We start from the raw sequence: 24,637 nt of genomic DNA, 5'->3' as shown, positions 1-24,637 counted from the left end.
TCTCACATGTCATATTGGAAAAAGCCCTTACCTGATTTTTTTCCGTACTCGCCTGCGTCGACCATTTTGACAAGTAGAGGACACGGACGGAACTTCGGATCTTTGTAACTCTCGTATAAAACAAGCAAAGAATTCAAAATCGTATCGAGCCCGATCAAGTCACCTGTCGCAAGTGGACCCATTTTATGACCGAAACCTCCGCGGAAAATTTTATCGACATCCGCTGGTGTGGCAACTTGATCTTGCACCGTCCAAATGGCTTCGTTGATTGTCAGCATAAGCACTCGGTTGGAAACAAATCCTGGGAGATCATGTACCACTACAGGTGTTTTATCAAAGGATTTCAAGAAACCTTTTGCCGTTTCAACTGTGTCATCAGACGTTGCTTTTCCTCTAATCACTTCAACTAACGCTTTAAGAGGAACAGGGTTCATAAAATGCGCCCCAATGACCTTCTCAGGGTAATGCATAAGGGCCCCTACCTTTGTGATGGAAATACAGCTTGTGTTGACAAAATAAATGGTTTCTTTCGCACATATATCTCGCAGCTTTTCATAAATTGGTTTTTTCATCTCCCAATCTTCTGTCACATTTTCAATGACGATATGCGCATCATGTAAGCCTTCAAATGAAGTCGTTAGCTGGATTTGAGACAATACGTTTTCTAAAGACAACGAAATTTTCTTCTTTCTCACAAATTGAACCAATTGGTATGTCTTCTTGATTTTTTCTAGCGCTTCGTTTAGTTTTTCTTCTGTGATATCAACTAGTGTGACTTGATAGCCATTTGCTGAAAGGTCTAAAGCCATATCAGCCCCCATCACACCTGCTCCAATCACGCCTATGTGCTTCTTGTTCATTTCTCCAACACTCCCATTCGCTTTAAAATGACATTGATTTTCTCTACCACTTCATTTGTTAATGAATGAATAAAAAAGTGATCTCCATCGAATTCAAAAAACGCACAATCTTCGCTTGTATATTGGTCCCAATCGTCTAAATCGAACAGCACAGAAGGCAAATCTCGCGTACCATAAAAAATAGAAATTGGACAAGCAGCTGGAACGACTTCATCACACTGATAGGTCTCTAGAAGCTGAAAGTCTGCTCTTAAAATCGGCAGAAAGAAATCAAGTACTGCATGGTTATCGGCAAGCTCCTCAGGAACGCCGCCCATTGCAATAATCGCCTCTTTTAATTTGGTATCTGACAGCTGATGATAGACTTTTTTTTCTGGAATGTGTGGTGGAAAGCGTCCAGAATAAAAGACATGGACAGGCTCTTTGTTGAATCTTGTTTTCATTCTTTTTTGTAATTCGTATGCAAGGACAGCTCCCATACTATGACCGAAAATGGCGTAGGGCTCTCCATCTTTTAAGAAAGAGGACGCCTGTAAATAAAGATCATCTGCGACCTGCTGTAAATCGGTCAGCACAGGCTCTGTCATTCTTGTCCCGTGTCCAGGGAGTTCAAGTGCACGAATTTCTATCGACCGGTCTATATAAGATTTCCACGTACTGAATACGGTGCTTGCTCCACCTGCGTACGGTAAGCAAAATAACTTCACGACACGCCACACTCCCTTTTGCATTTGATTGCCAACGCTTCAAGCCAGTTTTTTTCATCATGGATAATTTGTTCTAAGGAAGCTTTGATGCTGGCTTGGTACCTGCTGGACATGTCACCTGAAAAAAGGAGTTTCGCTGCCTGATGCCTCGCTTTCTCCCATTCTGCTAAAATACGTTCCATCCACCGCATCAACTCAGGCAGATCTTCTTTGATCAGACTCAGCCGATAGAGCTCCACTTTCTTCGTATTGATGACCTGATTGAAAGATGCCACGAGCTTCTCGATGTCATTCAATTGCGAAAACTGCTCATAAAATGTTTCGAGTGCTGTGATTCCTTTTTCTATTGCGTCAAGCTGACCATGCATATTTCTCAGGAAATAAGCTGTTTTTTGAGCAAATAATTCAGTCGAGACCTTTTTCGAATCAAAGTGGAAAGCCGCATAGGAATGAAATTGATCATTCGGCTGAAAATAATCATGAAAGGTGTCATATCCTTTCTGCACGTCTGTATATGGCAACACTTGATGCTCATACGACAAATTATCTAAATGCCGATTCTCTAATACATGGAAAATTTGCTGATTTTCATGAAAACCCGTGATTAAAATCGAATGCCGGCTATGTTTCGTCAAATACTCTTTTCTACCTCGCTGAACGTAAGGATCTACCCACACAATAACCGGGCGATTCAGCGACACATCTTGTTTGACTTTCTCAATGAGATTGGCACAACGCGTGATTTTTTCGACTTGAATGCCTTGTAAATTCATAATCTTTTCTGGATCGTGTGTCGACATCCAGTCAATCTGCAAAAAACCTTCTTCTGTAAGGCCATATGCGAATTGATCATTTAATAAGTATGGAGCGACTTCTTGATCATGCAGCTTGACAATCGGGAAAAAGCAATTGAAGAAGCAACTGCGATAAAACAAATCATTATAAGGATGAATGCCCGAAATCTGTTTGATGGTCATCTTTTTGTCCTCTCTTTCCAGCAGTAGATGTCACCATGAATCCTTTGATGAAACCAATCGTACAAAACCAAACAAAAAACAAATAATAAGAGATCGCTAGTTCAATGAGAGTGGAAGGTCCCCATACAAAAATCATTTTCCAAGGCAGCCCATTAAAGGCAGCCTGCGATAGAATCATTGGCAGGATCAATATTCCGATCAAGAGCAATACCCAGCAGAGACCTTTCAGCCAAACGCCAAGTGTCATTTTCCGCTGAACCACAGCACCACTTTTTACACGCTTCCTCCACTTGATAAATCGAAGAATAGACACCGTTTGCAGTAAAATAAAAAGACATGTAGCGGCAAGACTCAATTGATCAATGAGCTGAAATGGATCCATTGATGATTCTTCTTGATCATTTGTTCCCACAATCGCTTTGGCAACAAGACGAGCCGTTTGTTCGGTGTAGCTGCTATTCATATTTGCTAACACTCCGATCGCAACGCCTTCTTTTGGCTGGATCAGAAAAAATGATGAATAATTTGGGTTAGAGCCTGCATGGAATAACGATTTCACATGCTCATGTTTTTTTTCTATATACCAGCCGGCATTGTAATAGACATGCTTCCCTTCGTCTGGGACATTCACAGTCAAGTGATCAGGATTTTTCACAAAACGAGACCACGTTGAATCGGTCAATTGATATTGCAGCCAAGTACCAACCTCCTGGCTATTCATCACAATATAGCCAGCAGGGGTATTGCCTCGATATTCCGGTGCGTGATAAACATGCGGAGCAAGGAATTGCAGTTTAAACCCTTCCGAAACAACACCGTGCTTCATTCGTTCGGGCCCAGCCTCCGTTTGGTCAAGATGATGTCTTTTAAACAGCCCTTTCATATATGCCTCATATGGCTGCCTTGTTACATTTTCAATGATGAGACCAAGGACATCATAGTTGATGGTGGCATATTCAAAGGAGCTTCCCGGCTTGCGGTTAAGTTCGATTGATTTCAGCTGATGGACTGTTTTTTTCAACGCATCCTTTGCATCATCTGGCTGGATAAGCGCAATGGTTTGAAAGGGAATGCCGCTTGTGTGATGCATCAATTGATCCACTGTGATCCGCTGAGGCTTGCCATGGTACGTTGGAAAAAAACCTGGAATATAGCTGCTTACCGGTTCTTTCAGATCTATTTTCCCTTGTTTCTCTAGGTCAACAATAGCAAGGGCGGTAAACGCCTTTGATGTAGAGCCAATTTCAAAAAAAGTGCTGTCTGTCACAGGCTCCTTCTTCTTTCGCTCCGTATAACCAAAGCCTTTTTGGTACACCACTTGGTCCTTTTTCACAACCACAACGGACATGCCTGGAATGCGCCCATGCTCCATCTGTTCTTCAATCACTTGATCAATGGCCTTAGATGAAATCGCTGCTTGTGCATTTGTTTGGCCGGCAACACTACTGATCCATAACACTGCCAGGACAAATGAAATGTAGACAATGTGCTGACTCTTCCTCATGTAAATAACGAATCCATTTCTTCAAGAGACATGTCCACTGTCTCAAAGTCAGACGGTGTAAATTCGATCTCTTCCTTCTCTAGACAATGCTGAACCAAACGTTCAATTTGCCGCTCTACCTCATGCAAAAGCTGCGTCATCTCTGTTTCACTCAGCTGTTTTTCACTAAAAGATAGATGGAAAATCAGCTGACCACCCTTGATTGTTGCGACCATATCGATGACGGTTGTTAATTGATTATCTAATGACGAATCAGCACCTGAAGAAAAATAGGACATCTCATAATCAGGTGATTGTTTAAGTACCTGATCGATCTCACCTAAATAGTTAAACCGTAGTTGTGGCGCTGAATGGTCCGGAAGCTGTCTATTGATGAGTGACAACAGACCATAGCCTGCACCTTTATTTGGTACTTCACGTATCGTTTCTTTGACAGCCCGAATATGATCTGCAACAGACTCAGAAACATTCACATTCACTGGATACATGGTTGTAAACCATCCGAACGTTCTAGACACATCGATATCTTCCTGCACAGCATTCCTGCCATGGCCTTCTAATTCTAAAGAAATCTGCTTTTGATTCGTTTGCTGAGAACAGGCTTGCGTTAACGCTGAGATTAACAATTCATGAGGCTGCGTTTGATACGCCTTGTTCGCTTGATTGATCAATTGATCCGTCAGCTCAACTGATAATACCTTGGTCAATTTGATTTCATCTTTGACATATCCCTCATTTGCAGCCACTTGATACAAAGGCTGAATATCCTGCACCTCTTTTTGCCAATAGCTGAATTCCTTATTTACATCACCTGATGCTGCATACTGGTTCATCCGCTCCGCAAACGTCTGATATGAATGTGTTTTGAGCGGAAGCATCTCTGCTGTGACCTTTTCTGCATGCAATAATTTCATCAAGTCCTCCACAAGAATTTGCCATGACATGCCGTCAGCTAAAAGATGATGTGCGGCAAAAATGAGATGTGATTGAGCAGTGGTTTGACAAAGTGCTGCCTGAATTAATGGTCCTTGATAAAGATGGGTCCTCTGCTTCAACTGAAAACCCACTTCTTTTAACGCTTCTTGCACATTCTCTTCTGACAGCTCCGTGAAATCGTGTATCATCAGCGGAATATGCTGCATGCTTTCATCATAATAGAGTGTGTTTGTCGTCTCTTGTACTTTTAACCTTAATCCGTCATGATGAATGACCAGCTCTTTTAAAGCATCGTTCAAGATCCTTTCATCCATCTTCTTCTTTGAATGAACAATGATGGATTGATGCCAGAAATGTTCGTCTTTTAACCGCTGGGACCAGAACCATTCGACAATTGGTATCGATTTCACATCGCCCGCAGCCTGCTCTTGTGAGATATGTAATGCCGGTTCTTGCTGGACGACTTGTGCCATTTCTCTAAAAATTGGATAAGTAAATATATCTTTTGTTTTTAAATAGAGTCCCTTGTCTTTTAACTTCGCAATAAATTGAATCGCCTTAATGGAGTCACCGCCAAGCTGATAAAAATGATCAGCTGGGTCGATCTTTTCATGCCCTAAGATATCTTTTGCTGTATCTATTATGATCTCTTCGATGACCGCTTTTTCCTTAGACCATTCAACCTCTGTTTCCACTTGAGACAGCAATGGATCAGGCAGTGCTGCTCGATTGATTTTTCCGTTTTGAGTTAGCGGGAGCTCATCTAGTATGACAATATACGCTGGGACCATATAAGCTGGCAGCTGCTCTGATAATTTTTTTCTTAGTAAAAAGGTCGTCATCTCTTTTTCTTTTAATTCAATATAAGCAGCCAGCTGTTTTTCTCCAGCCTGATCGGTTAGATCAATGACAGCGGCTTTATCAACTTCATCGAGTGCCATAAGCGCAAGTTCAATTTCCCCCAGCTCAATCCGGTAGCCTCTCAGCTTGATTTGATGATCAAGCCGGCCAATATATTCAATCTTTCCATCATTTGCTCGTTTGGCAATGTCACCTGTTCGGTACATGCGGCGATGGCTTACAAATGGATTCGGCAGAAAGCGCGATTCCTGCAAATCAGGTCTTTGCCAATATCCTCTGCCAACACCCTCGCCTGAAATATACATTTCTCCTACTGTCCCTGGTAACACCACTTGCTGATTTTCATCTAAAAGGTAAATCTCCGTATTTGGCATCGGCACACCAATAGACACTGACGTCCCGCCATCGTCTTGTTGAAATTGATGAATCATGCAGCCAACGGTTGCTTCAGTTGGTCCATATTCATTAAAGATCGAAATTCGTCCATCACTTGCCTCTGTGATTCTTTTGGCCAAAGCTGCCGGTAATTGCTCCCCGCCAACAATCATCCGTTTCACTACTGATTGAGACAGTGCAGCATCTGTTAGCAGCGCCATATGAGCTGGTGTCAGTTTGATGACTTTTGCTTTTTGATCAAACAAGATATGTTCTAGTAAAAAACCTGACTGATCCTCTTGACGATAGATCACCACTGTACTTCCAGTCACCAATGGCGTATAAATGGATGTCACAGTTAAATCAAATGCAATGGATGAATACAAGGCAAAATGATCATCTGCTGAATCTGTATAGTGTGTTTTGGCAGACAAGATATAGTTCACTAAGCTTCGGTGCTCAATCATGACGCCCTTTGGCTGTCCTGTAGAGCCGGACGTATAGATCATATATGCGACATCTCCAGCATCTCCAATGAATGAATGTGCTGAATCATACTGATCTAAGTCATCCCACACGCTATACACATTGTACGTATCGCCTTCAAAATGGTATGACGACACTTGTTCTGTGAAAAACAGCTTCGCCTGACTATCATCCAAAATAAACTGAATGCGCTCCTGCGGATACTCAGGATCAATCGGTACGTATGCACCGCCCGCCTTTAAAATTCCAAGCAGCAGCACAATAAGTTCTGGTGAATGGTTCATGCATACTGCAACAAAGTCATGCCTCTGTAAGCCTTTTGTTTGGAGGAAATGTGCCATTTGATTGGTTTTTCTCTCAAGTTCACCGTATGTCATTACATGAGATCCATCCTGAAGTGCGATTCGATCAGGGGAAGTCTTAGACATATCTGTGATCAATTCATGGATTTTTTGTTTCTGTGGAAATCGGACGGCTGTGTCATTCCATTGATAAAGCTCTCGATGTTTCTCCTCTTCTGTCATAAGAAGTACGTCTTTTATGTGCTGCTTAGGCTGGGTGAGTATGTTCTCGACAAATAGGAGCATCCTCTCATGAAGAAAATTGATGTCTTCCTTGCCGTAATCTGAGATTTTGTAATCATATTGCAGCTCGATTTGCCCTTTTTCATCCCATTCTTTCACAGCAACTTGTAAACCGTATGGCTGGAAGCCATTGTAAAGCTCTATGTATTCAACTGCGTACCCTTCCATCTCCTGCACCATATTTGTGCTGTAGGAGTTGATAAAGATTTGAAAAAGCTGATCATATCCTGCCTTTGCAAGCTCTAAATCTTTGACGAGTGCGTCATATGGATAGCGCTGATGCAGGAAGTAGGCCTTATAGTTTTTTTGAACGTCTGTCAGACTTTCTAACAAAGATAGATGAGGATCGATCTTCATTCGATAAGGCATTGTGCTGACGGTCATACCGGATGTGGCTTTCTCCTTTTGCCCGGAACGATTGAGAACTGGCGTCCCAATAATAAAATCTTTTTGCTGGTATTTTTTATGCAAGTAAACGAAGAGGCCTAAAGTAAATAAAGAGTTGATTGAACAATGATGGGTGTCTATAAATTCATAGATTCTTTCTGAGAGTTGTCGATCAAGATAATGGCTTTGTCGATGGCCTTTGATTTGGTCAGTTCCCTGTACCAAATCACTTTCAGACACATCAGATAATGTTTCTTTCCAAAATTGCTGATCTTTTTTAAATCTTGGGGAGTTCATATATTTCGATTCTTTATCAATAAAAACAGAATGATTGTCTGCTTCTTGTTCGATAGAGGAGCTGTGTGTAAGAGCAATGTAAAGTTGACTAATTTTATCGATGATGACTTTCATCGACCATCCATCTGCTACAGTATGATGGCATTTGATGAAATAACCGGAATGCTGTTCGCCGACTTTCAATACGGCAAATTCGGCGAGAGAGGTTTCTAGTAACTGAAATGGTGTTTTGAAGGCTTTTCCGGCCCATTCTAACATGTGTTCATGTGTGGAAAACTCATAGGCAGGAATATGGTTGTCTGTGTTTGAAGCAACGTATTGAAGAATCTCTCCGTCTTTCTCTACTAGCTTGAGACGAAGTGATTCTGTCGTCTTGATACAAGATGCAATGGCCTGCTTCAGTTTGTCGAGCTGCAACGGCCCATTGACAAAAATGATACCGCCAATATGATTGATCGGTGTTTTTGGATAAAATGTTTCCATGTTCATCACGCGCCGCTGCGGATGTGTTAATGGCCAATATACTAAACTACTAGTCAATTACGCCACCTCTACTTTTCATATAGTTAACATTTCTACGAACATATTAAATCATACAATAGTATTTTTGTAAATAATTGAGATAAAATGTCTAAATTTGTTCATTTTTTAATCTAGACGCTAGGAAAGCCGACACAGTAAACAGGACAACGTTTATAAAAAAGACGACTCTTGCCCCAAAGAGATCGGTCATGGTGCTCATAATGAGGATGGACATTCCGTATATAAAAGTTGATAGTGTATGTTGAGCTGATAGTATTTTAGGCAATTCAATTTGACTCAGTGTATCTTGTACATATGTGCGAATGGAAATGCTGCGAAGCTGAAAGGCTGGGCCTAACAAAAAGACAAATAACAAACTCAGCCAAGCTGAATGATTCAGCCCTAAGCATAGGGTCAACACGGCAACGATCACCGAGCTGTAAAAAATGTGATCAAACAAACGCTGTTCCACATGCTTTGCAAACCGCAGCACGAGCAGGCCGCCTAGAATGGTTCCGCCAAAATAGCTTGCGTTAATAAAGCCCCACCATGTGGCAGGCTGGTGTAAGACTTCTGTAACATAGACAAGGATAATGGCACCAGTCCAAATACTTCTGCCGCACATGGAAAGCATTTCTAAAATCGTTAATGTTCGAATTGTCGGCTTCTCATACATGAGCTTCCAGCCTGAAAAGACCCTTGCACCAAATGATTCAGACTGTTTCTCTTGTTTAGCCGCAGCTCCAGTATCGATGATAAAGAGCATGGATATGAGCGACAAACTGTATAAAACAAGTGTCGTCAAAAGTAAAAATTGTGGTCCTAGAATGCCAATAAATAGTCCTCCTAAAAGCCAGCCTAGTAAAAGGACAATTTGATCAGAAGTTAAGATATAGCTATTGGCTTTTAGTAAAAAGTGCTTTTCTACTAAACGTGGAATCATTGAATTTCGAACAGGAATGGTTCCTCCATCTATCAAAGAAAGTAGAAATACAATGATAAAAAAAAGAGGAATAGAAAATGTTGATAGTTGTAGAATATAAATGAAAATTAAGCAGCCGAAGAAAGTAATTTGACAAATTTGCAAATAGATAATGAGCCTTTTTAGCTTAAGCTGATACATAAAGAAAGGGATGAGTATCGCTCCAAGTGCTTGTCCAACAAACTGCGAGACGGCTACCATTGAAGCAATCAGCGTAGAATTTGTTAATTGATACGTCAGGATGGTAAGAACGAGGACATATAGTGAATCCCCAAAATTAGCTAGGGTTTGACCCCCTAATAAAAAGTAAAATGATTTGTTTTTCATATTTATCTCCATTTTCTCTTCATTACCAATCATAATAATACATTATTTTCTACACTTCTACTTTTTATAACAATTTTTTCATGATTTGATACATTTTACCTAATTTAAAAAACCGCCAAAAGGCGGTTTTTTATTAGTCATATATATGGACGATAGGTTCTTTGTCTTCAGCATTTTTCGTGATCAGGGCTTCTTGTTGATCAGAAGATGTGATGTTAATTTCTATATTTGTGCTCTTATAGTAGTCCATCACTTCACCTGTTAAATATTGCGTGAAAGCCACGACTTCCGTTTTTCCGTAGAACTGCATTGGAATTTCTACTTTCATTTTTTGCAGGTTTCCGTTTTTATAGAAACCTTTTCCTACCACTCCAGTGTAATTCGGGAAGTAGTCTTCAACCTTTGTCTTGAAGCGGTCAAATCGCTCTGAATCATCTTTGTAGTTACTTTTCGCATTATTTGAAGGGAAGAATACATTCTCTTCTTTGATCGTATCCCAATTGCCGATATCAGCTGAGCCTGCTTTCACATCGGTTTTGGCGATAAAGTTTCCTGGTACAATCGACGATTTTGGCGCTTGTTTATAAAGGGCAATCATGACAGGCACTTTTTGCAAACCATCCATTTGACGAATTCGTTTGATCACTTGCTCAGCGATTTTTTCGCCCTCTGCCAAGAGTTTCTTTGAATTTTTCGATGAATCGATGGTCACCTCTTGCTGGGGATCACCGATATTTTCACGATAATAATAGACAGAGTTCAGTGCAAGACCAATGACGACTCCACCAAGCTGTAAGCTATTTTTGTCTTTTCGAATTAAGTAATTATGCTCTAGCATCGAAGATAAGTATATTGGGCTATTTTCGTTTTTTGACTTTGTTGAACCTGAGTTTGGAAGAGCAGGATTTAAGCCTAGGTTCTTAAAGTCTTTATCTGCTTTTTCAGCTTTTTTCAGATCACTGCCTGTTTTTTTGCGCGCGAGCCAGCTGAGAACGGTATCCTCATCTAAATGCTGTCCTTCTTGGAAAAGATAGTCGTTTGTATTAAATGACTCTGTTGCCAGGCGCATGAGTCCTATTTCAAATTCATCAATATCCAAGCGTGTATTGAGACGCTCTGCTGTTAATCCTCTTGCAGCCCCTTGTTTAAACGGCAGCACCATTTTGTAATAGGAGTCAGAGATATTGTACATGGGGATGATCGCTGTTTCCTTCGTTTCATCCGTTTTTTGTGTGACCTCTTCCTCGTCCTTTCCCCCAAAAGGTGCACACGCTGACAGTACCAGTGTGAGCATTGTCAGCAGCAATAACAACTTTTTCAATAGAAAACACTCCTCTTATTTCTTTAGCTCCTCAAGCATTTTAGCTTCGTCCCAAATTTCAATATTGAGTTCTTCTGCTTTTGTCAGTTTACTACCAGCTGCTTCTCCGGCAATGACTAAGTCTGTTTTTTTACTCACACTACCTGCTAATTTGCCGCCCAATGCTTCGATCGCTGTCTTTGCATCGTTTCGAGACATTTCTTCTAATTTCCCTGTAAGCACGATTGTTTTTCCTGCAAAGTAGGAATCACTTTCTTCTGCTTTCACCGGCTTAGGCCCTGTGTAGTTCATATTGACCCCAAGTTCTTTAAGTTCATTTAGCAGATCCAATATTTCTTCTTTCTCAAAGTAAGTGACGACTGCATCGGCCATTTTTTCACCAATTTCGTCAACCTCGAGTAATTGGTCTTTTGTCGCTTGCTTTAATTGATCGATGTCCTCGAAATGCATCGCTAAGGTTTTCGCCGCTTTAGAACCAATAAATCGAATGCCGAGACCAAACAGTAAACGCTCAAGAGAGTTTTCTTTCGATTGCTCAATCGAACGCAGTAAATTATCGACAGATTTCTCGCCCATTCGTTCGAGCTGAATGAGCTCTTCTTTCGTTAATCGGTAAAGGTCTGACACACGAGACACAAGCTGTTCTTTGAAAAGCTGTGTAATAACACGCTCGCCAAGACCATCGATGTTCATCGCATTACGAGAAACAAAGTGTATGAGTCCTTCACGTATTTGTGCGGGACATTCAGGATTGATGCATCGCAGGGCGACTTCTCCTTCAATTCTCACCAGCTCACTATGACACTCTGGGCATTCAGTCGGCATGTGAAACGGCTTTTCTTCTCCTGTACGCTGATCGATCAGGACGCCTGCGACTTCCGGAATAATATCGCCCGCTTTTTTCACAATCACTTGATCAAATAGGCGAATATCCTTTTCTTTGATCAAATCTTCATTGTGAAGAGAAGCACGCTGCACGGTCGTCCCTGCTACTTTTACAGGCTCAAGAATCGCTGTTGGTGTGATAACACCTGTACGCCCCACGCTCAGTTCAATGTCAAGCAGCTTCGTCACGACTTCTTCTGCAGGGAACTTGTACGCAACAGCCCAGCGCGGACTTTTTGCTGTAAAGCCAAGCTCTTCCTGCTGAGCCAAGGAATCGACCTTGATGACAATTCCGTCGATTTCATAAGAAAAATCGGCACGCTTTGTTTTCAGTGTTTCGATGAGATCAATCACTTCTTCAATCGTTTGGCACATCCGTCTTTCTTTGTTGGTTTTAAAGCCAAGTTCGTCGAGAAGGTCGAGTCCCGCGCTTTGCGTTTCAACACCGATTTCATCAAGCTCCGCTATACTGTAGACGAAGATATCAAGGTTTCGTTTCGCTGCAATTTTCGTATCAAGCTGACGAAGTGAGCCCGCAGCCGCATTACGCGGGTTCGCAAACGGCTCTTCTTCGTTTTGTAATCTTTTTTCATTTAATGCTTCAAAAGAAGGTTTTGGCATAAATGCCTCCCCTCTCACTTCAATCGACAGAGGACGATTGATTTTGAGCGGGATGGAGCGAATGGTTTTTAGGTTTTCTGTAATATCCTCACCCGTTGTCCCATCTCCACGCGTGGCACCTCGGACAAACACTCCATTTTCATAACGGAGAGAAACAGCGAGTCCGTCAATTTTCAGCTCGACATTGTATGCGATATCGTCACCGACTGCTTGACGAACCCGGCGGTCAAAATCAAGAAGGTCCTGTTCATTAAACGCATTCCCGAGGCTGAGCATTGGTGTGCCGTGACGCACTTTTTGGAAGGCATCTAACACAGCACCCCCTACTCTCTGTGAGGGGGAATCGGCTGCTTTTAAATCAGGGTGTTCTTCCTCTAGAGAGATCAGCTCACGCATCCGCGCATCATATTCAGCGTCAGGAACACTTGGACGATCAAGTGTATGATATTCGTAGTTGTATTGATTCAAAATCTGGTGCAGTTCCTCGATCCGGCGTTTCGCTGCTTCTTTATCCATCTGCTTCTTCCTTTCAAGTCATCCGTTTTATAAGTCCTATCGGTTTATTGCTTCTCGATTGGCGCAAATGCTGCGAGGAGCCGCTTAATGCCTGTAGGGCTTGGGAACGCAATATCAAGCTCTGTGCTGTCTCCGCTGCCTTTCACACTCACGACCGTTCCAACGCCCCATTTTTTATGGGCTGCTTTATCGCCCACAGCCCAGCCAATACTGCCGGCACCTGTGTTTTGAATGGTTTGAGTTTGCGGACGAGAGACAGGGCCCCGTCTTTGCGGTCTTTCTCTTGTTTGGCCAAACGGTGTTTTCTTTTCTTTTTTCTCATTTAGGTTGTCCAATAAATCGGCTGGTATTTCTCTAATGAATCTTGATTCAAGGTTCATGTTCGTCCGGCCGAATAATGTTCTCATTTTAGCACTTGATAAATAAAGCTCTTCTTCAGCCCGTGTGATGCCTACGTATGCAAGGCGGCGTTCTTCTTCCATCTCGGCATCTTCCATCAATGAACGGCTGTGCGGGAAGACACCTTCCTCCATCCCCATTAAGAAAACAACAGGGAATTCTAGACCTTTTGCGGCGTGAAGGGTCATTAAGATGACGGCATCCTGATCTTCTTCCTCATTTTCATCCAGCTTATCAATGTCTGCGACGAGGGCGAGATCCGTCAGGAAGGTCACAAGTGATTTGTCTTCATTTTGTTCTTCAAAATTCTTTGTGACAGATAGAAACTCATCAATATTTTCTAAGCGGCTTTGTGCTTCAATCGTTTTTTCGACCTTAAGCGCTTCACGATAGCCTGTTTTCTCGAGGATCTCTTCTGTTAATTCTGTGACAGATAAATACTCCTGCATGTTCGTCATTTGATCAATGAGCTGTTTAAACTCATCAAGAGCATTGGCTGCCCTCGCACTCAGTCCAATGAAATCTACCTGACCAAGCGCTTCAAACATAGACAGGTCATTCATCTCTGCATATGCCGCAATTTTATCAACAGATGTGGCTCCGATTCCGCGCTTTGGTACGTTGACAATTCGCGCAAAACTAATATCGTCATCTGGATTTGCCACAAGTCGTAAGTACGCCAAAATGTCCTTGATCTCTTTTCTGTCATAGAACTTCGTACCGCCGACAATGTTGTATTGAATGTTTGACTTCAATAATGTTTCCTCTATGACACGGGACTGAGCATTGGTTCGATAGAGGATCGCAAAATCGGATAATTTACGCTTTCCGCTTTGATGAAGCTGATGAATCTTTCCAGCGACAAATTGTCCCTCGCCGAATTCATTATCTGCACGGTAATAGGCAATCTTTGCTCCTTCATCATTTTCTGTCCAAAGGTTTTTTGGTTTACGATTCGCATTGTTTTGTATGACCGTATTTGCGGCATGCAAAATGCGTTTCGTCGATCTGTAATTTTGCTCAAGCAGAATCACTTCACTGGACGGATAGTCTTTTTCAAAGGAAAGAATGTTTGTGATATCCGCTCCGCGCCAGCGATAGATGGACTGGTCTGAGTCACCGACGACACAAATATTTTGAAAACGCTGAGCGAGCAGCTTCACAAGCATGTACTGCGCTCTGTTTGTATCCTGATACTCATCGACATGAATGTATTGGAACTTCCTCTGGTAATGCTCTAATACTTCAGGGATGCGTTCAAACAGACGGATCGTCATCATAATCAAATCATCAAAATCGAGTGATTGGTTTTTGAGTAATCGTTTTTGATAATCTGTATAGACGTCGCTGACTACTTGATCATAGAAATCACCGGCTGTTTTTGCGTATTCCTCTGCATCAATGAGTTCGTTTTTTGCACTGCTGATTGATCCTAAAATACTGCGTGGGTCGAACTTTTTAGGATCAATATTTCGTTCTTTTAAAATGTTTTTAATCACGGAAAGCTGATCAGATGTGTCTAATATGGAGAAGTTGCGATTCACACCAATGCGGTCAATATCGCGTCTTAAAATTCGGACACACATGCTGTGAAACGTAGAAATCCAAATGTCATCTGCGCCAGGCCCTAAAATGGCTTGGACACGTTCACGCATTTCACGTGCTGCTTTATTCGTAAACGTAATCGCTAAAATGTTCCACGGAGCGACATGCTTTTCTGCCATTAAGTATGCAATTCGATGTGTGAGCACCCGTGTTTTACCACTTCCTGCTCCTGCCATCAGTAATAGCGGACCGTCTGTTGCTTTGACTGCTTCTTTCTGCGCGTCATTCAGCCCTTCTAATAGATGATTCGATATTTCATTCATTCCATTCACCGCCAATTCGAACTTATGTTCTATTTTAACCCGTTTCGTCTCGTTTGACTATGATGACTTTTTGACTGCGTCGACTGTCTTTAACGCTTCTTTGAAATTGTCGTAAATGACGTTCCCTACAACGACCACGTCTGCATGCTGTGCAAAGCCTTTTGCCTGCTCTGCGTTCTCAATGCCGCCGCCATAAAAAAGAACCGTTTCGTGAAGCACTGCTTTTGTTTCTTTGACAAGCTCTATGTCTCCAAGCGTCCCGCTGTATTCTAGATAAAAAATGGGCAGTTTCATCAAATGCTCTGCCACTCTTGCATATGCCCTTACATCATCTATATCCAGCGCTGTATTTGCCTCTGTGAGCTTGGCCGCTTTACAATCTTTGTTCAAGATCACATATCCTTCTGGCACAATCTCTTCCATTGACATCAAATCACCGTATTCCTTCATCGCATCCTTATGAAGCCCAACAATCCAATCAGGATGAGAGCTGTTTAATACGGCCGGGATGAAATACAGATCGAAGCCCGGCACAATCATCTCATGTGTTGATATTTCAAGCACACATGGCACAAGAAACCGGCGGACCTTTGACATCAATTGGAGCACGTTGTCCTCTGTCACATTGTCACTGCCGCCAATCAATATGGCATCCGTACCAGATTCGCAAATCGTTTCTAGCTGTTCATCGGAAATCTCTTTATTTGGATCGAGTTTAAAGACATGCTTCCACTCGGTAACATCATACATGAAAAACGTTCCTCCATTCGTTTCATTCCATTTAAATATTATAACAAAATCAGTGACCGCAAAAAACGGGTAACCTCCTTCAGCTAAAAGTTTCATTCTTTTGAAAATAGACGATTTCAACTCTAGGTAAGGCTAATGGAGACTATATGGAAAGATCCACTTCAAGAGGAGCTGAGGGAGATAAATATATTGATGCTGAACTGAAATGCGAGCTACTTCGTCTCATCACATGATATTATACAATAAAGGAACATTTTACTATCTACCAAGCAGGTGAATGATTTGAAAAGAACCATCACATATGATCAAACGATCGACATCGGATACATCTATCTCATCCCGCCTGGAATCGGGACAATCAAAGAAACCATTGAATTAGACGTGAATGAATGTGTGAACGCAGACATCGACAAAGAGGGCCGAGTGGCTGGGCTGGAGTTATTTGCAGAAGAAGCCGAGGTTTTGAAGCACCCACCCGTTTATGAGGACGAGCTTTCATTACGTTTTACGGATCAGGAAGTTCTCTCAACCTATCATTTATCGGGCATTGAATTTCAATTCTCGACGCCTGATCACAATGGACTGATTGGTTTTACCATTGTCGATCCTCTTCGATATAACGTCAAAAGAAAGACAAGAAAAAACCGTTTTGAATGGTCAAAACGGTTTTTTCAAACTATTGTTTCACTTCATTAAAATAATGGACAGATGTCATGGCTCCTTCATCGACCATCTTGTTGTCTTGGATATCTAACGGATCAGGATGGCCGGCTTTTTCAGGAACCTTTTCATTTGATCGGAACATGCTTGCCCATTTTTTCAGATGCTGTTTATTTTTAACCGCTAATAACACAGCACCTCCAACCCCTAATCCCGCAAGTACATACGTATTTGGACGCTTATTCATATATGTTCCCTCCCCTTGTCAGCTTATTTTTAAGTTACCCCGCCTCTTCATTTCTAAACGTCACAATATGTTCATGTGGTTTCTCTTTGAAGGAAAAGTGGAATAACAACAGTAATGAAAGAGAAAAGAGGGATGACATGACAACTACTTTAATTGTCATAGCCGCACTGCTAGTGATTTGTTTGATCGTACCCATCATTTTATTGATATGGATTTGGATGAGGGATGAAAAGCAAGAAGAACATTCTGTCCTGCGAAATTATCCGGTCATTGGAAAACTACGGTTCATTTTCGAAAAAATAGGACCTGAGCTTCGCCAATATCTCTTTCTCAATGATCGAGAGGAGCTTCCTTTTTCGAGAAGAGAATATGAGCAAGCCGTCATGTCTGGAAAGTACAACAGCCGGACGATGGGGTTTGGATCAAAACGTGATTTTGACAAGCCTGGTTATTACATTCGAAACGTTCTGTTTCCAAAACAGCGAAATGAATTACGAATTGATCAATCTGAAAAAATTCAAACAAAAGTGTATCAGATTGATCAAGATAATTTACTGCGAAGAAGCGAACATATCAAAGAAGTTGAAGCAAAACCTTATTATCTTCATGAAGAGGATGTACAAATCATTGGAGAAAAGACGTGTCGGAAACCTTTCCATGTAAAGGGACTGATTGGTCAATCCGCCATGAGCTATGGCTCCTTAGGCGACCGGGCGATTACGGCGCTATCCTCCGGATTGAAAATGGCCGGCGGCACGTGGATGAACACTGGTGAAGGCGGACTTTCCCCTTATCACCTCAAAGGCGGCGCCGATATCATTTGCCAGATTGGTCCAGGTCTATTTGGAGTCAGAACAGAGGATGGCGCATTTTCCTTCGAAGAATTTAAGAAAAAAAGTGAACATGAAGAAGTCAAAGCCTTTGAACTCAAGCTGGCACAAGGAGCGAAAACACGCGGCGGTCACATTGACGGAGAAAAAGTCACAGAAGAAATTGCGCATATCCGTAAATTACCGCCTCACCAATCGATTGACAGCCCGAACCGATTTGAGATGTTCAATTCCATTCCGGACATGTTTGATTTTATTGAACAACTGCGAAGTATAGGCGGAAAGCCCGTTGGAATCAAGCTTGTTGTCGGACATAAAGAAGACATTGAAGAGCTTTCCAGCTATATGAAAAAAAGCGGAAAGCACCCTGATTTCATTACAGTGGATGGCGGAGAAGGCGGCACAGGAGCTTCCTTTCATGAATTGGCCGATTCCGCAGGCCTGCCGATTTTCACCGCACTCCCAATGGTTCATCAAATATTGAAGGAATATGGTGTCAGAGATCAGCTCAAGCTGTTTGCTTCTGGCAAACTTCTCTCACCTGATAAAATTGCGATTGCCCTTTCAATGGGTGCTGACTTTGTAAATATCGCAAGAGGACTCATGTTTTCAGTCGGCTGCATTCGCGCGCAAGTATGTCACACGAATAAATGCCCAGTAGGAGTCGCCACGACTGATCCAAAGCTGCAAAAGGGGTTATCGATTGAAGAAAAGAAATACCGAGTATGCAATTATATCCTGTCTCTTAGAGAAGGTTTATTTAACTTATCCGCAGCTGCTGGTATTGAATCGCCCATTCATTTTCATGAAAAACATATTATCTTTAGACAAGAGAATGGCCAAACAAGCGAAGTGCCTATGTTCTCAGACACACAGCAGTCTGTCTAGCTTTAAAAGGTGCGGAGACGCACCTTTTTTCATTGATATTCCTGATCAATCACGTATAAAGAACTTAGAGAAGTGAATGGAAAAGGGGAGAAAGAGTATGCGTGAGAAAAAGGTGGTTTATGGGCGAGCTAAAGTAAAAGAACAGAGACCACTTCATCAGTCCCTGTTCGTCGTTTCACAGCGCTTTCGATAAAAAAACTGCAAACAAATCCATTTCGGAAAAAGGATTGTTTACAGTGAAGGCTGCTTTATTTTGTTTCGTCTTTTGCTTGTTGTTCTGCTACGCGGTCAAGTGCCATCGTATAGGCATCGTTTCCGTAGTTCAAGCAGCGTTTGACACGTGAAATGGTTGCGGTGCTCGCACCTGTTTCCGTCTCAATTTTATGATACGTGTTTCCCTCGCGAAGCATACGCGCTACTTCAAGACGCTGTGATAAAGATTGGATTTCATTGATGGTACACAAATCATCAAAAAATCGATAGCATTCTTCCAGGTCTTTAAGGGATAAGATGGAGTTGAATAATTGATCTAAGCTTTTGCCCCTTAATTTATCAATTTGCATCTTTATACATCTTCTCCTTTACTATTGGCACACCGCTTCGCACGACATTTTTCCGAGAAAGCGGTATCTTTCCTGACTCATTTTTTCAACCTCAGCAATGAGCTTTGAACGAATCATGACAGGTTTGGTTCTACTCTGAAAATGCCGCCGTCAGGTTCTTTCGTAAGCCGAAGCTTCTTTATCGTAAACAAATTCGACAAGTTTTGTCATTTTCCTTGTACGACAATCTGACAAACTTGTTTGCTTCCGATATGTAGATCACTTCTGCTCCATTAGGTCTGCCCTAAATACAGTGTGGAAAGCACGGCGAGACAACAAACAAGCGTCCCGCCTTGCTCAATCATTCAAAATATGTTGGTCGGCCAGCGTAACCGACAGATTCATTTTACAATTAGGGCACTTCACTCGTCATGTCAAAGCCCTCTGCTTTGTCAACATCGCACATAAGCTCATTTTCACTTACATGGCAGCGAAGAGACCCATTGCTCACTTCTGCCCTATAACAGCTGTCAGAAATGTGGCAAAGGTGATACAGCTCCACTCTGTTATATTTTAACGCATTATAGACGGAAAGAGTACAGTTTTTTTCATGACATCAAATATTCCTCTTGGTGTCACTCGAATATACGGCAAATGTGTACTTTGGAAAAAGACAAGTGTATCAATTGGACAGTCAAATGGATAGCCTCGCTCAATGAGCAGCTCGCGTAATGTTTGTATCTGCTGAAGAACAGTCTCAAACGGTTCGGCCGATGCACAGCCTGATAATTGCAGCGGGATTTCGTGCAAAATTTTCCCGTTCTCTGTGAGGACGATCCCCCCGCCGATTTCTTTCATTCTCTTATGTGCCAGCATCATGTCCTCTTTATTTTTCCCAATCACTAAAATGTCACCCGTGAGCGAAAATGAGCTGACAAAGCCCTGCACTTTATTTGCAAAACCTTTTAGCATCGTATTCACACGCCACTCGCCTTTTCGGTCAATCAGGCTAAAGAAGCTTTGATCATGGTCACAGGACAGCTGGTTCACGGAGTTATCAATCTCCACTGTATACGGCTCCATGATAACGGCATTTCTCATTTTGACACCAAGAGGCATGGAGAATTGCAAATCGCTCATCGTCAGGTCATAGCCTAAGTCTAGTGGAACAAGCCCGCCATTTTCCCATTTTGTTTCTTGAAATTGATGCTGGTTCTCACCATCTAATTTGAGAATAACCCCTTTAGAAATAACCGTTTCAGGATTTGGGTTCATCGGATCATCTAAAATATTCAAAGAAGCCAATCGACCTGGTCCGACAACGCCTAATAAGTCATCCATTTGATAGTATTTTGCAATGTTAAATGTCGCCATATTGTACGCATCAATCGTGGGCACGCCTTCTTCAAGGGCAATTGAAATTAAACGATTAATCATGCCTTCCTCATAAAAGTGAGGGGCAGCTCCATCTGTTGTATAGAAAAAGTGGTCATAGTGCCTAAAATCGCGTTCATGTAGTTCTCTTAAAATGTTCACTAAATCTGGGCGGATGGAAGAATGCCGCAGTGAGACATAGTAGCCAAGAGACAAGCGCTTTAGCACATCATCTGCATTCATTGCTTCATGATCACTGTCCGCTCCAAACAGCTTCATTTTTGTTAGCGTTTTCTCAGAAGCGCCGGGAAAATGCCCTTCAATTCGTTTTCTCTGCTTCTTCGTTTCTTGCATGCAATATAAAATGAGATCATCACCGTCCATCAATCTTGGCCAGCTTGTTAATTCGCCGCCTTGAAGGACGTCAGGATGATCAATCCATTCCTTGCGATAGTTGATTGGAAGCATTTCATCTTCATATCTTACTTCAGTCTGAAGATCGTATCTGGACCACCAAAAATACTGAAATGGCTGCTTTTTTAATTCACATAGAGTGGAAAGCGCTTTCTTTTCATTGCTCTGCAAAAGAAGAAATAAGTTATCGCTGACCATTGTTGTTGTGCCAAATTGAGACACATATTCTGCAAGTGATTGGGGATTATAAATATGGAACGGATGCGCATGAGGCTCAATATACCCTGGCACAATGTATTTCCCTTCACAATCAATCACACGTTTGGCTGATTTATTTTGAGGAAGCTCTGCTCCGACATAAACAATTCGATCATCATGTATCCAAATATTTGCCTTCACCCATTGCTTCAAAAACGGGTTTAGCACGAGTCCATTCGTTAAAAGGAGTGTTGGAACTATTTTTGAGTCGACTACATCGATTTGTGTGCGGATGTCATTGTTTCTCCAATTAAAAGTACGTTCGGACATTCACATACTCTCCTTCATTTGTATTAGCCCTATCGTAACATAACGAACCACGTTACGCATTAATGAAACGTTACAATTTCTTGAAATCACACTTAAAATAATTTAAAAAAAGGAGATTCACCTTCAATGAAACCTAATCTTGGCTTAATGGAAGCGCTCATTAGAATTGCCTGCGGAATGACAATATGTACTGTGGCTGGGTCCTTGTATGCTAGAAAACCATGGAGTAAAATGCTTCTTTTCAGCATCATGTTTGGCGGTATGAAACTGGCATCTGGCATTCTTCGTTTTTGTCCAGTGACATATATGTGTGAGCAGCAGGACACACATAAAGAGAAGGCTGAGTGAGACAGCCTTCTTTTTTGTGATCAATTTTTCGCATCATTCTGCTACTTCGCACCATTTCACCATCGTACCCGCGATAATTTCAGCAGCTTCGATCACATGCTCAATGTCGATGGATTCATTCGGGTAATGGGCAAGCTCCGTTGTTCCAGGTCCGAACACAATGATCGGAATACCCGCCGCCTGTGACAGTAATCCGCCATCTGTTCCCCATGGGGCGGCTTCAACCTTTGGCGGCTGCTTTAATACCTCTTCATATTGTTCCTTCAATAGACCTAGAAGCGGATGATCCGCATCGATTGACCCTGGAAGCCACCTTGCTCCAAACCATTCGACCTCTACAGGATGATCTTGGAACCATTCATCCTTTTCCCCGAGTCCCGCCATCCAATTTTCTAATTCCTCCTCTGCCTGCTCAACTGTCTCACCAGGCATTACGCCAAGTCTGCCTTCCATTATGACAAGATCTGCTACAGAGGACGGCCAATCACCGCCTTGAATTTTCCCAATGTTGATCGGGACCGGAATGGGGATATGCTGAAACAGCGGCTCGGTGATTCGCCGATTTCTTTCTTCTTCTAGTGCCGCTATATGTGAAAGGACAATGGTGCTTTTTTCAATAGAGGAGACGCCGTGATATCTTGTTCCGCCATGAGCTGCCCTTCCTTTAATATGCAGTCTGAACCACTTAGACCCCTGCTGAATCGGAAAGATTTTCATATGACTTGGTTCCGGTATGATGGCAGCATCTGCTGTATACCCTCTCAGTATCGCTGCAAGTGTGCCTGCCCCGCCGCTTTCTTCTTCGACCACACTATGGAACACCACATCTCCTTTCAGCGGAATCTGAAGTGCATGCAGCGCCTCAAGTGCGAAGAGTAAAGAAACATTCCCGCCTTTCATATCTGTTGCCCCGCGTCCATAAAGTCTCCCGTTTATGATATGCCCGCTGTAGGGCGGATATGTCCATTGATTCGTATCTCCTTCTGGGACAACATCCACGTGACCATTTAATAAAATGGATTTGCCGTCCCCTTTCCCTTTCAATCGTCCAGCGACATTGGGACTACCTTTAAAAGAACGCCGCGGAGAATAAAAATAAGGATGTTCCAGCAAGTCAGCGCCGCCGATTTCCCATACATCTACATCAAAGCCTATGGCTGACAGTTTATTTGCCACGATTTGCTGTACTTCTTGTTCATTTCCTTGGGTGCTGTCACATTGCACCATTTGCTTTAGAAGCGTAATGGCTTCATCCTGGTGCTCTCTCATCCAGCTTCTGATACGTGTAATTGGCTGCAAGTCGGTCATCCTTTCTACACAACAGATTTGACATCAGGCGCTAAAATTAATGGGGCCTCTGTCGCCCTTATGACATCTTCCGGCTGAAACGGCGGCATGACTTCACGCAAAATGAGCAGCTGCGACTTGACCTCAATGACCGCCATATCCGTAATAATCAGATCCACACAAGATTTAGCGGTTAATGGCAGCGTACAGGCGGATTTCACCTTTGACTGTCCATGTTTATCAAGGTGGCTCATCACCACAACAACCTTTTTCGCTTTTTGCGCCAGCTCAATCGCTCCGCCCATTCCAGGTACTCGTTTGCCTGGCACAATCCAATTCGCAAGATCACCCTGACTGCTTACTTCAAGTGCACCTAAAATGGTCATATCCAGCATACCTTTTCGAATGATGCCAAAAGCAGTCGTGCTGTCCATGTATGAGCCGCCTTTTGTTAACGTAATTGGAAAACCACCAGCATTGCACAAATTTGGATCTTCTTCACCTTGTACAGGTGAGGCGCCTGCCCCCATAATGCCGTTTTCTGCATGCAGCCACACCCGGTAATGTGCTGGGATGTATTCAGCTGCAAGTGTCGGGATACCGATCCCTAGATTGACGATCATGCCATCTTCAATTTCCTGCGCCGCACGTTTGGCTATGCGGTGTCTTAAATCGATGTCTCCCATGCCCATGTCCAGTTCACTCCTTTTGATTGCACGATCTGGTTTACAAATACGCCTGGTGTCACGATTTCCTCTGGATGAAGACTGCCCACAGGCACAATCTCTTCTACTTCCGCAATGGTCCAGTCTCCTGCCATCGCTACAATCGGGTTTGTATTCCGTGCACTTTTATCAAATATCAGATTGCCTGCTTCGTCTGCTTTGAGGGCATTCACAATAGCAATATCCGCTGTCAGCGCAGGCTCAAGGATATAGTTCTTTCCATTGAGCGGAACCAATTGTTTCTCACCAAGATTCAGGCTATCCATGCCGACATCTGTGACAATGCCCGCTAGCCCCATCCCGCCTGCTCTGATCTTTTCTGCTAGGATGCCCTGCGGGTAAAAGAGAACGTCTAATGTACCTGCCTGCATTTTCTGCCCGGCAATGGGATTGGAGCCAATATGAGAAGCAATGATTTTCTTGACTCTCCCTTCTGTGATGAGCCGGCCAACACCAATTTGCGGGAAGCCTGCATCATTTCCAATCAATGTCAGATCTTTGATGTTGGCTTCTAAAATGACATCTATCAATGATGGCGGTGAACCCACGCCCCCAAACCCGCCAAACATGATGGTCATGCCGTCTTTAAAACGCGCGATCACTTCATCAAAGCCCGCTGTTTTGTTCAT

19 protein-coding genes and 2 pseudogenes are annotated in these 24,637 nt (G+C 42.6%); 3 read left to right on the top strand and 18 right to left on the bottom strand.

Annotation, left to right across the window (positions count from 1 at the left end; translation table 11 throughout):
* Positions 1–2 precede the first annotated feature (2 nt).
* From NPA43_RS03300 to NPA43_RS03255, 12 genes and pseudogenes are all read right to left on the bottom strand, one after another.
* Positions 3–860 carry a 3-hydroxyacyl-CoA dehydrogenase family protein gene (locus NPA43_RS03300; protein WP_230031527.1) on the bottom strand — a complete coding sequence of 286 codons (858 nt, stop codon included), beginning with the start codon at positions 858–860 and terminating at the stop codon, positions 3–5.
* Complete coding sequence (locus NPA43_RS03295; RefSeq protein WP_230031526.1) at positions 857–1,567, bottom strand: thioesterase II family protein; 711 nt, start codon at positions 1,565–1,567, stop codon at positions 857–859. The genes NPA43_RS03300 and NPA43_RS03295 overlap by 4 nt, the downstream gene beginning before the upstream one ends.
* Positions 1,564–2,544: a cysteine peptidase family C39 domain-containing protein gene (locus NPA43_RS03290; protein ID WP_256499364.1), complete on the bottom strand. Its 981-nt coding sequence runs from the start codon at positions 2,542–2,544 to the stop codon at positions 1,564–1,566. Before NPA43_RS03290 ends, NPA43_RS03295 begins: the two co-directional genes overlap by 4 nt.
* Positions 2,507–4,048 (bottom strand): serine hydrolase domain-containing protein, encoded by a 1,542-nt coding sequence (locus NPA43_RS03285; protein WP_256499363.1) that lies wholly within the window; start codon positions 4,046–4,048, stop codon positions 2,507–2,509. Before NPA43_RS03285 ends, NPA43_RS03290 begins: the two co-directional genes overlap by 38 nt.
* The gene (locus NPA43_RS19335) at positions 4,045–5,940 is read right to left on the bottom strand and encodes a condensation domain-containing protein (RefSeq protein WP_443111585.1); all 1,896 of its coding nucleotides are present in this window, start codon (positions 5,938–5,940) and stop codon (positions 4,045–4,047) included. Before NPA43_RS19335 ends, NPA43_RS03285 begins: the two co-directional genes overlap by 4 nt.
* 12 nt (positions 5,941–5,952) lie before the next feature.
* A pseudogene (locus NPA43_RS19330) lies at positions 5,953–7,083 on the bottom strand (amino acid adenylation domain-containing protein); the annotation flags it as partial.
* 138 nt (positions 7,084–7,221) lie between these two features.
* Positions 7,222–8,514: pseudogene (locus NPA43_RS19325) on the bottom strand (condensation domain-containing protein); the annotation flags it as partial.
* A 91-nt stretch (positions 8,515–8,605) separates the two neighbouring features.
* Entirely contained in the window at positions 8,606–9,805 is a 1,200-nt protein-coding gene (locus NPA43_RS03275; protein WP_230031523.1) for an MFS transporter, read from the bottom strand.
* A 133-nt stretch (positions 9,806–9,938) separates the two neighbouring features.
* A complete protein-coding gene (locus tag NPA43_RS03270; RefSeq protein WP_370461142.1) occupies positions 9,939–11,126 on the bottom strand; it encodes a CamS family sex pheromone protein in 1,188 nt (395 codons plus the stop codon).
* A gap of 15 nt (positions 11,127–11,141) precedes the next feature.
* Positions 11,142–13,148 (bottom strand): NAD-dependent DNA ligase LigA, encoded by a 2,007-nt coding sequence (gene ligA / locus NPA43_RS03265; protein ID WP_230031522.1) that lies wholly within the window; start codon positions 13,146–13,148, stop codon positions 11,142–11,144.
* A gap of 44 nt (positions 13,149–13,192) precedes the next feature.
* Positions 13,193–15,415 (bottom strand): DNA helicase PcrA, encoded by a 2,223-nt coding sequence (gene pcrA, locus NPA43_RS03260; RefSeq protein WP_099727374.1) that lies wholly within the window; start codon positions 15,413–15,415, stop codon positions 13,193–13,195.
* Between the two features lie 57 nt (positions 15,416–15,472).
* On the bottom strand, positions 15,473–16,165 hold the full coding sequence (locus NPA43_RS03255) for a heptaprenylglyceryl phosphate synthase (RefSeq protein ID WP_099727375.1): 693 nt from the start codon (positions 16,163–16,165) through the stop codon (positions 15,473–15,475).
* A 282-nt stretch (positions 16,166–16,447) separates the two neighbouring features.
* Here NPA43_RS03255 and NPA43_RS03250 point away from each other — a divergent pair, with 282 nt between their 5' ends.
* Positions 16,448–16,861, top strand: a complete 414-nt coding sequence (locus tag NPA43_RS03250; RefSeq protein ID WP_256499360.1) for a DUF2283 domain-containing protein — start codon at positions 16,448–16,450, stop codon at positions 16,859–16,861.
* Here the strand turns inward: NPA43_RS03250 and NPA43_RS03245 are convergent.
* The gene (locus NPA43_RS03245; protein ID WP_249705252.1) at positions 16,842–17,072 is read right to left on the bottom strand and encodes a hypothetical protein; all 231 of its coding nucleotides are present in this window, start codon (positions 17,070–17,072) and stop codon (positions 16,842–16,844) included. The two genes, NPA43_RS03250 and NPA43_RS03245, sit on opposite strands and share 20 nt — an antisense overlap.
* Before the next feature lie 137 nt (positions 17,073–17,209).
* Here NPA43_RS03245 and NPA43_RS03240 point away from each other — a divergent pair, with 137 nt between their 5' ends.
* Positions 17,210–18,790, top strand: a complete 1,581-nt coding sequence (locus tag NPA43_RS03240) for an FMN-binding glutamate synthase family protein (protein ID WP_256499359.1) — start codon at positions 17,210–17,212, stop codon at positions 18,788–18,790.
* A gap of 248 nt (positions 18,791–19,038) precedes the next feature.
* On the opposite strand, the gene NPA43_RS03235 is transcribed toward NPA43_RS03240, so the two are convergent.
* Both NPA43_RS03235 and NPA43_RS03230 read right to left on the bottom strand, forming a co-directional pair.
* The gene (locus NPA43_RS03235) at positions 19,039–19,353 is read right to left on the bottom strand and encodes a YerC/YecD family TrpR-related protein (protein ID WP_099727379.1); all 315 of its coding nucleotides are present in this window, start codon (positions 19,351–19,353) and stop codon (positions 19,039–19,041) included.
* A gap of 552 nt (positions 19,354–19,905) precedes the next feature.
* A complete protein-coding gene (locus NPA43_RS03230; RefSeq protein ID WP_230031517.1) occupies positions 19,906–21,648 on the bottom strand; it encodes an adenine deaminase C-terminal domain-containing protein in 1,743 nt (580 codons plus the stop codon).
* A 126-nt stretch (positions 21,649–21,774) separates the two neighbouring features.
* Between NPA43_RS03230 and NPA43_RS03225 the strand changes: the two genes are divergently transcribed.
* Positions 21,775–21,996, top strand: a complete 222-nt coding sequence (locus tag NPA43_RS03225; RefSeq protein WP_034320223.1) for a YgaP family membrane protein — start codon at positions 21,775–21,777, stop codon at positions 21,994–21,996.
* Positions 21,997–22,029: 33 nt separating this feature from the next.
* Here the strand turns inward: NPA43_RS03225 and NPA43_RS03220 are convergent, their stop codons facing one another.
* From NPA43_RS03220 to NPA43_RS03210, 3 genes are read right to left on the bottom strand one after another with little or no spacing between them, the layout of a single operon-like run.
* Positions 22,030–23,295 (bottom strand): peptidase, encoded by a 1,266-nt coding sequence (locus NPA43_RS03220; protein WP_099727381.1) that lies wholly within the window; start codon positions 23,293–23,295, stop codon positions 22,030–22,032.
* A 14-nt stretch (positions 23,296–23,309) separates the two neighbouring features.
* A complete protein-coding gene (locus tag NPA43_RS03215) occupies positions 23,310–23,975 on the bottom strand; it encodes a 3-oxoacid CoA-transferase subunit B (protein WP_249705250.1) in 666 nt (221 codons plus the stop codon).
* Positions 23,951–24,637, bottom strand: coding sequence for a CoA transferase subunit A (locus NPA43_RS03210; RefSeq protein WP_099727383.1), 687 nt, complete (start codon positions 24,635–24,637; stop codon positions 23,951–23,953). The genes NPA43_RS03215 and NPA43_RS03210 overlap by 25 nt, the downstream gene beginning before the upstream one ends.

Origin of the sequence: Bacillus pumilus, from assembly GCF_024498355.1 — a bacterium.
Taxonomy (GTDB): Bacteria; Bacillota; Bacilli; order Bacillales; family Bacillaceae; genus Bacillus; species Bacillus pumilus_P.
This window is presented reverse-complemented; position numbering and strand designations above follow the sequence as displayed.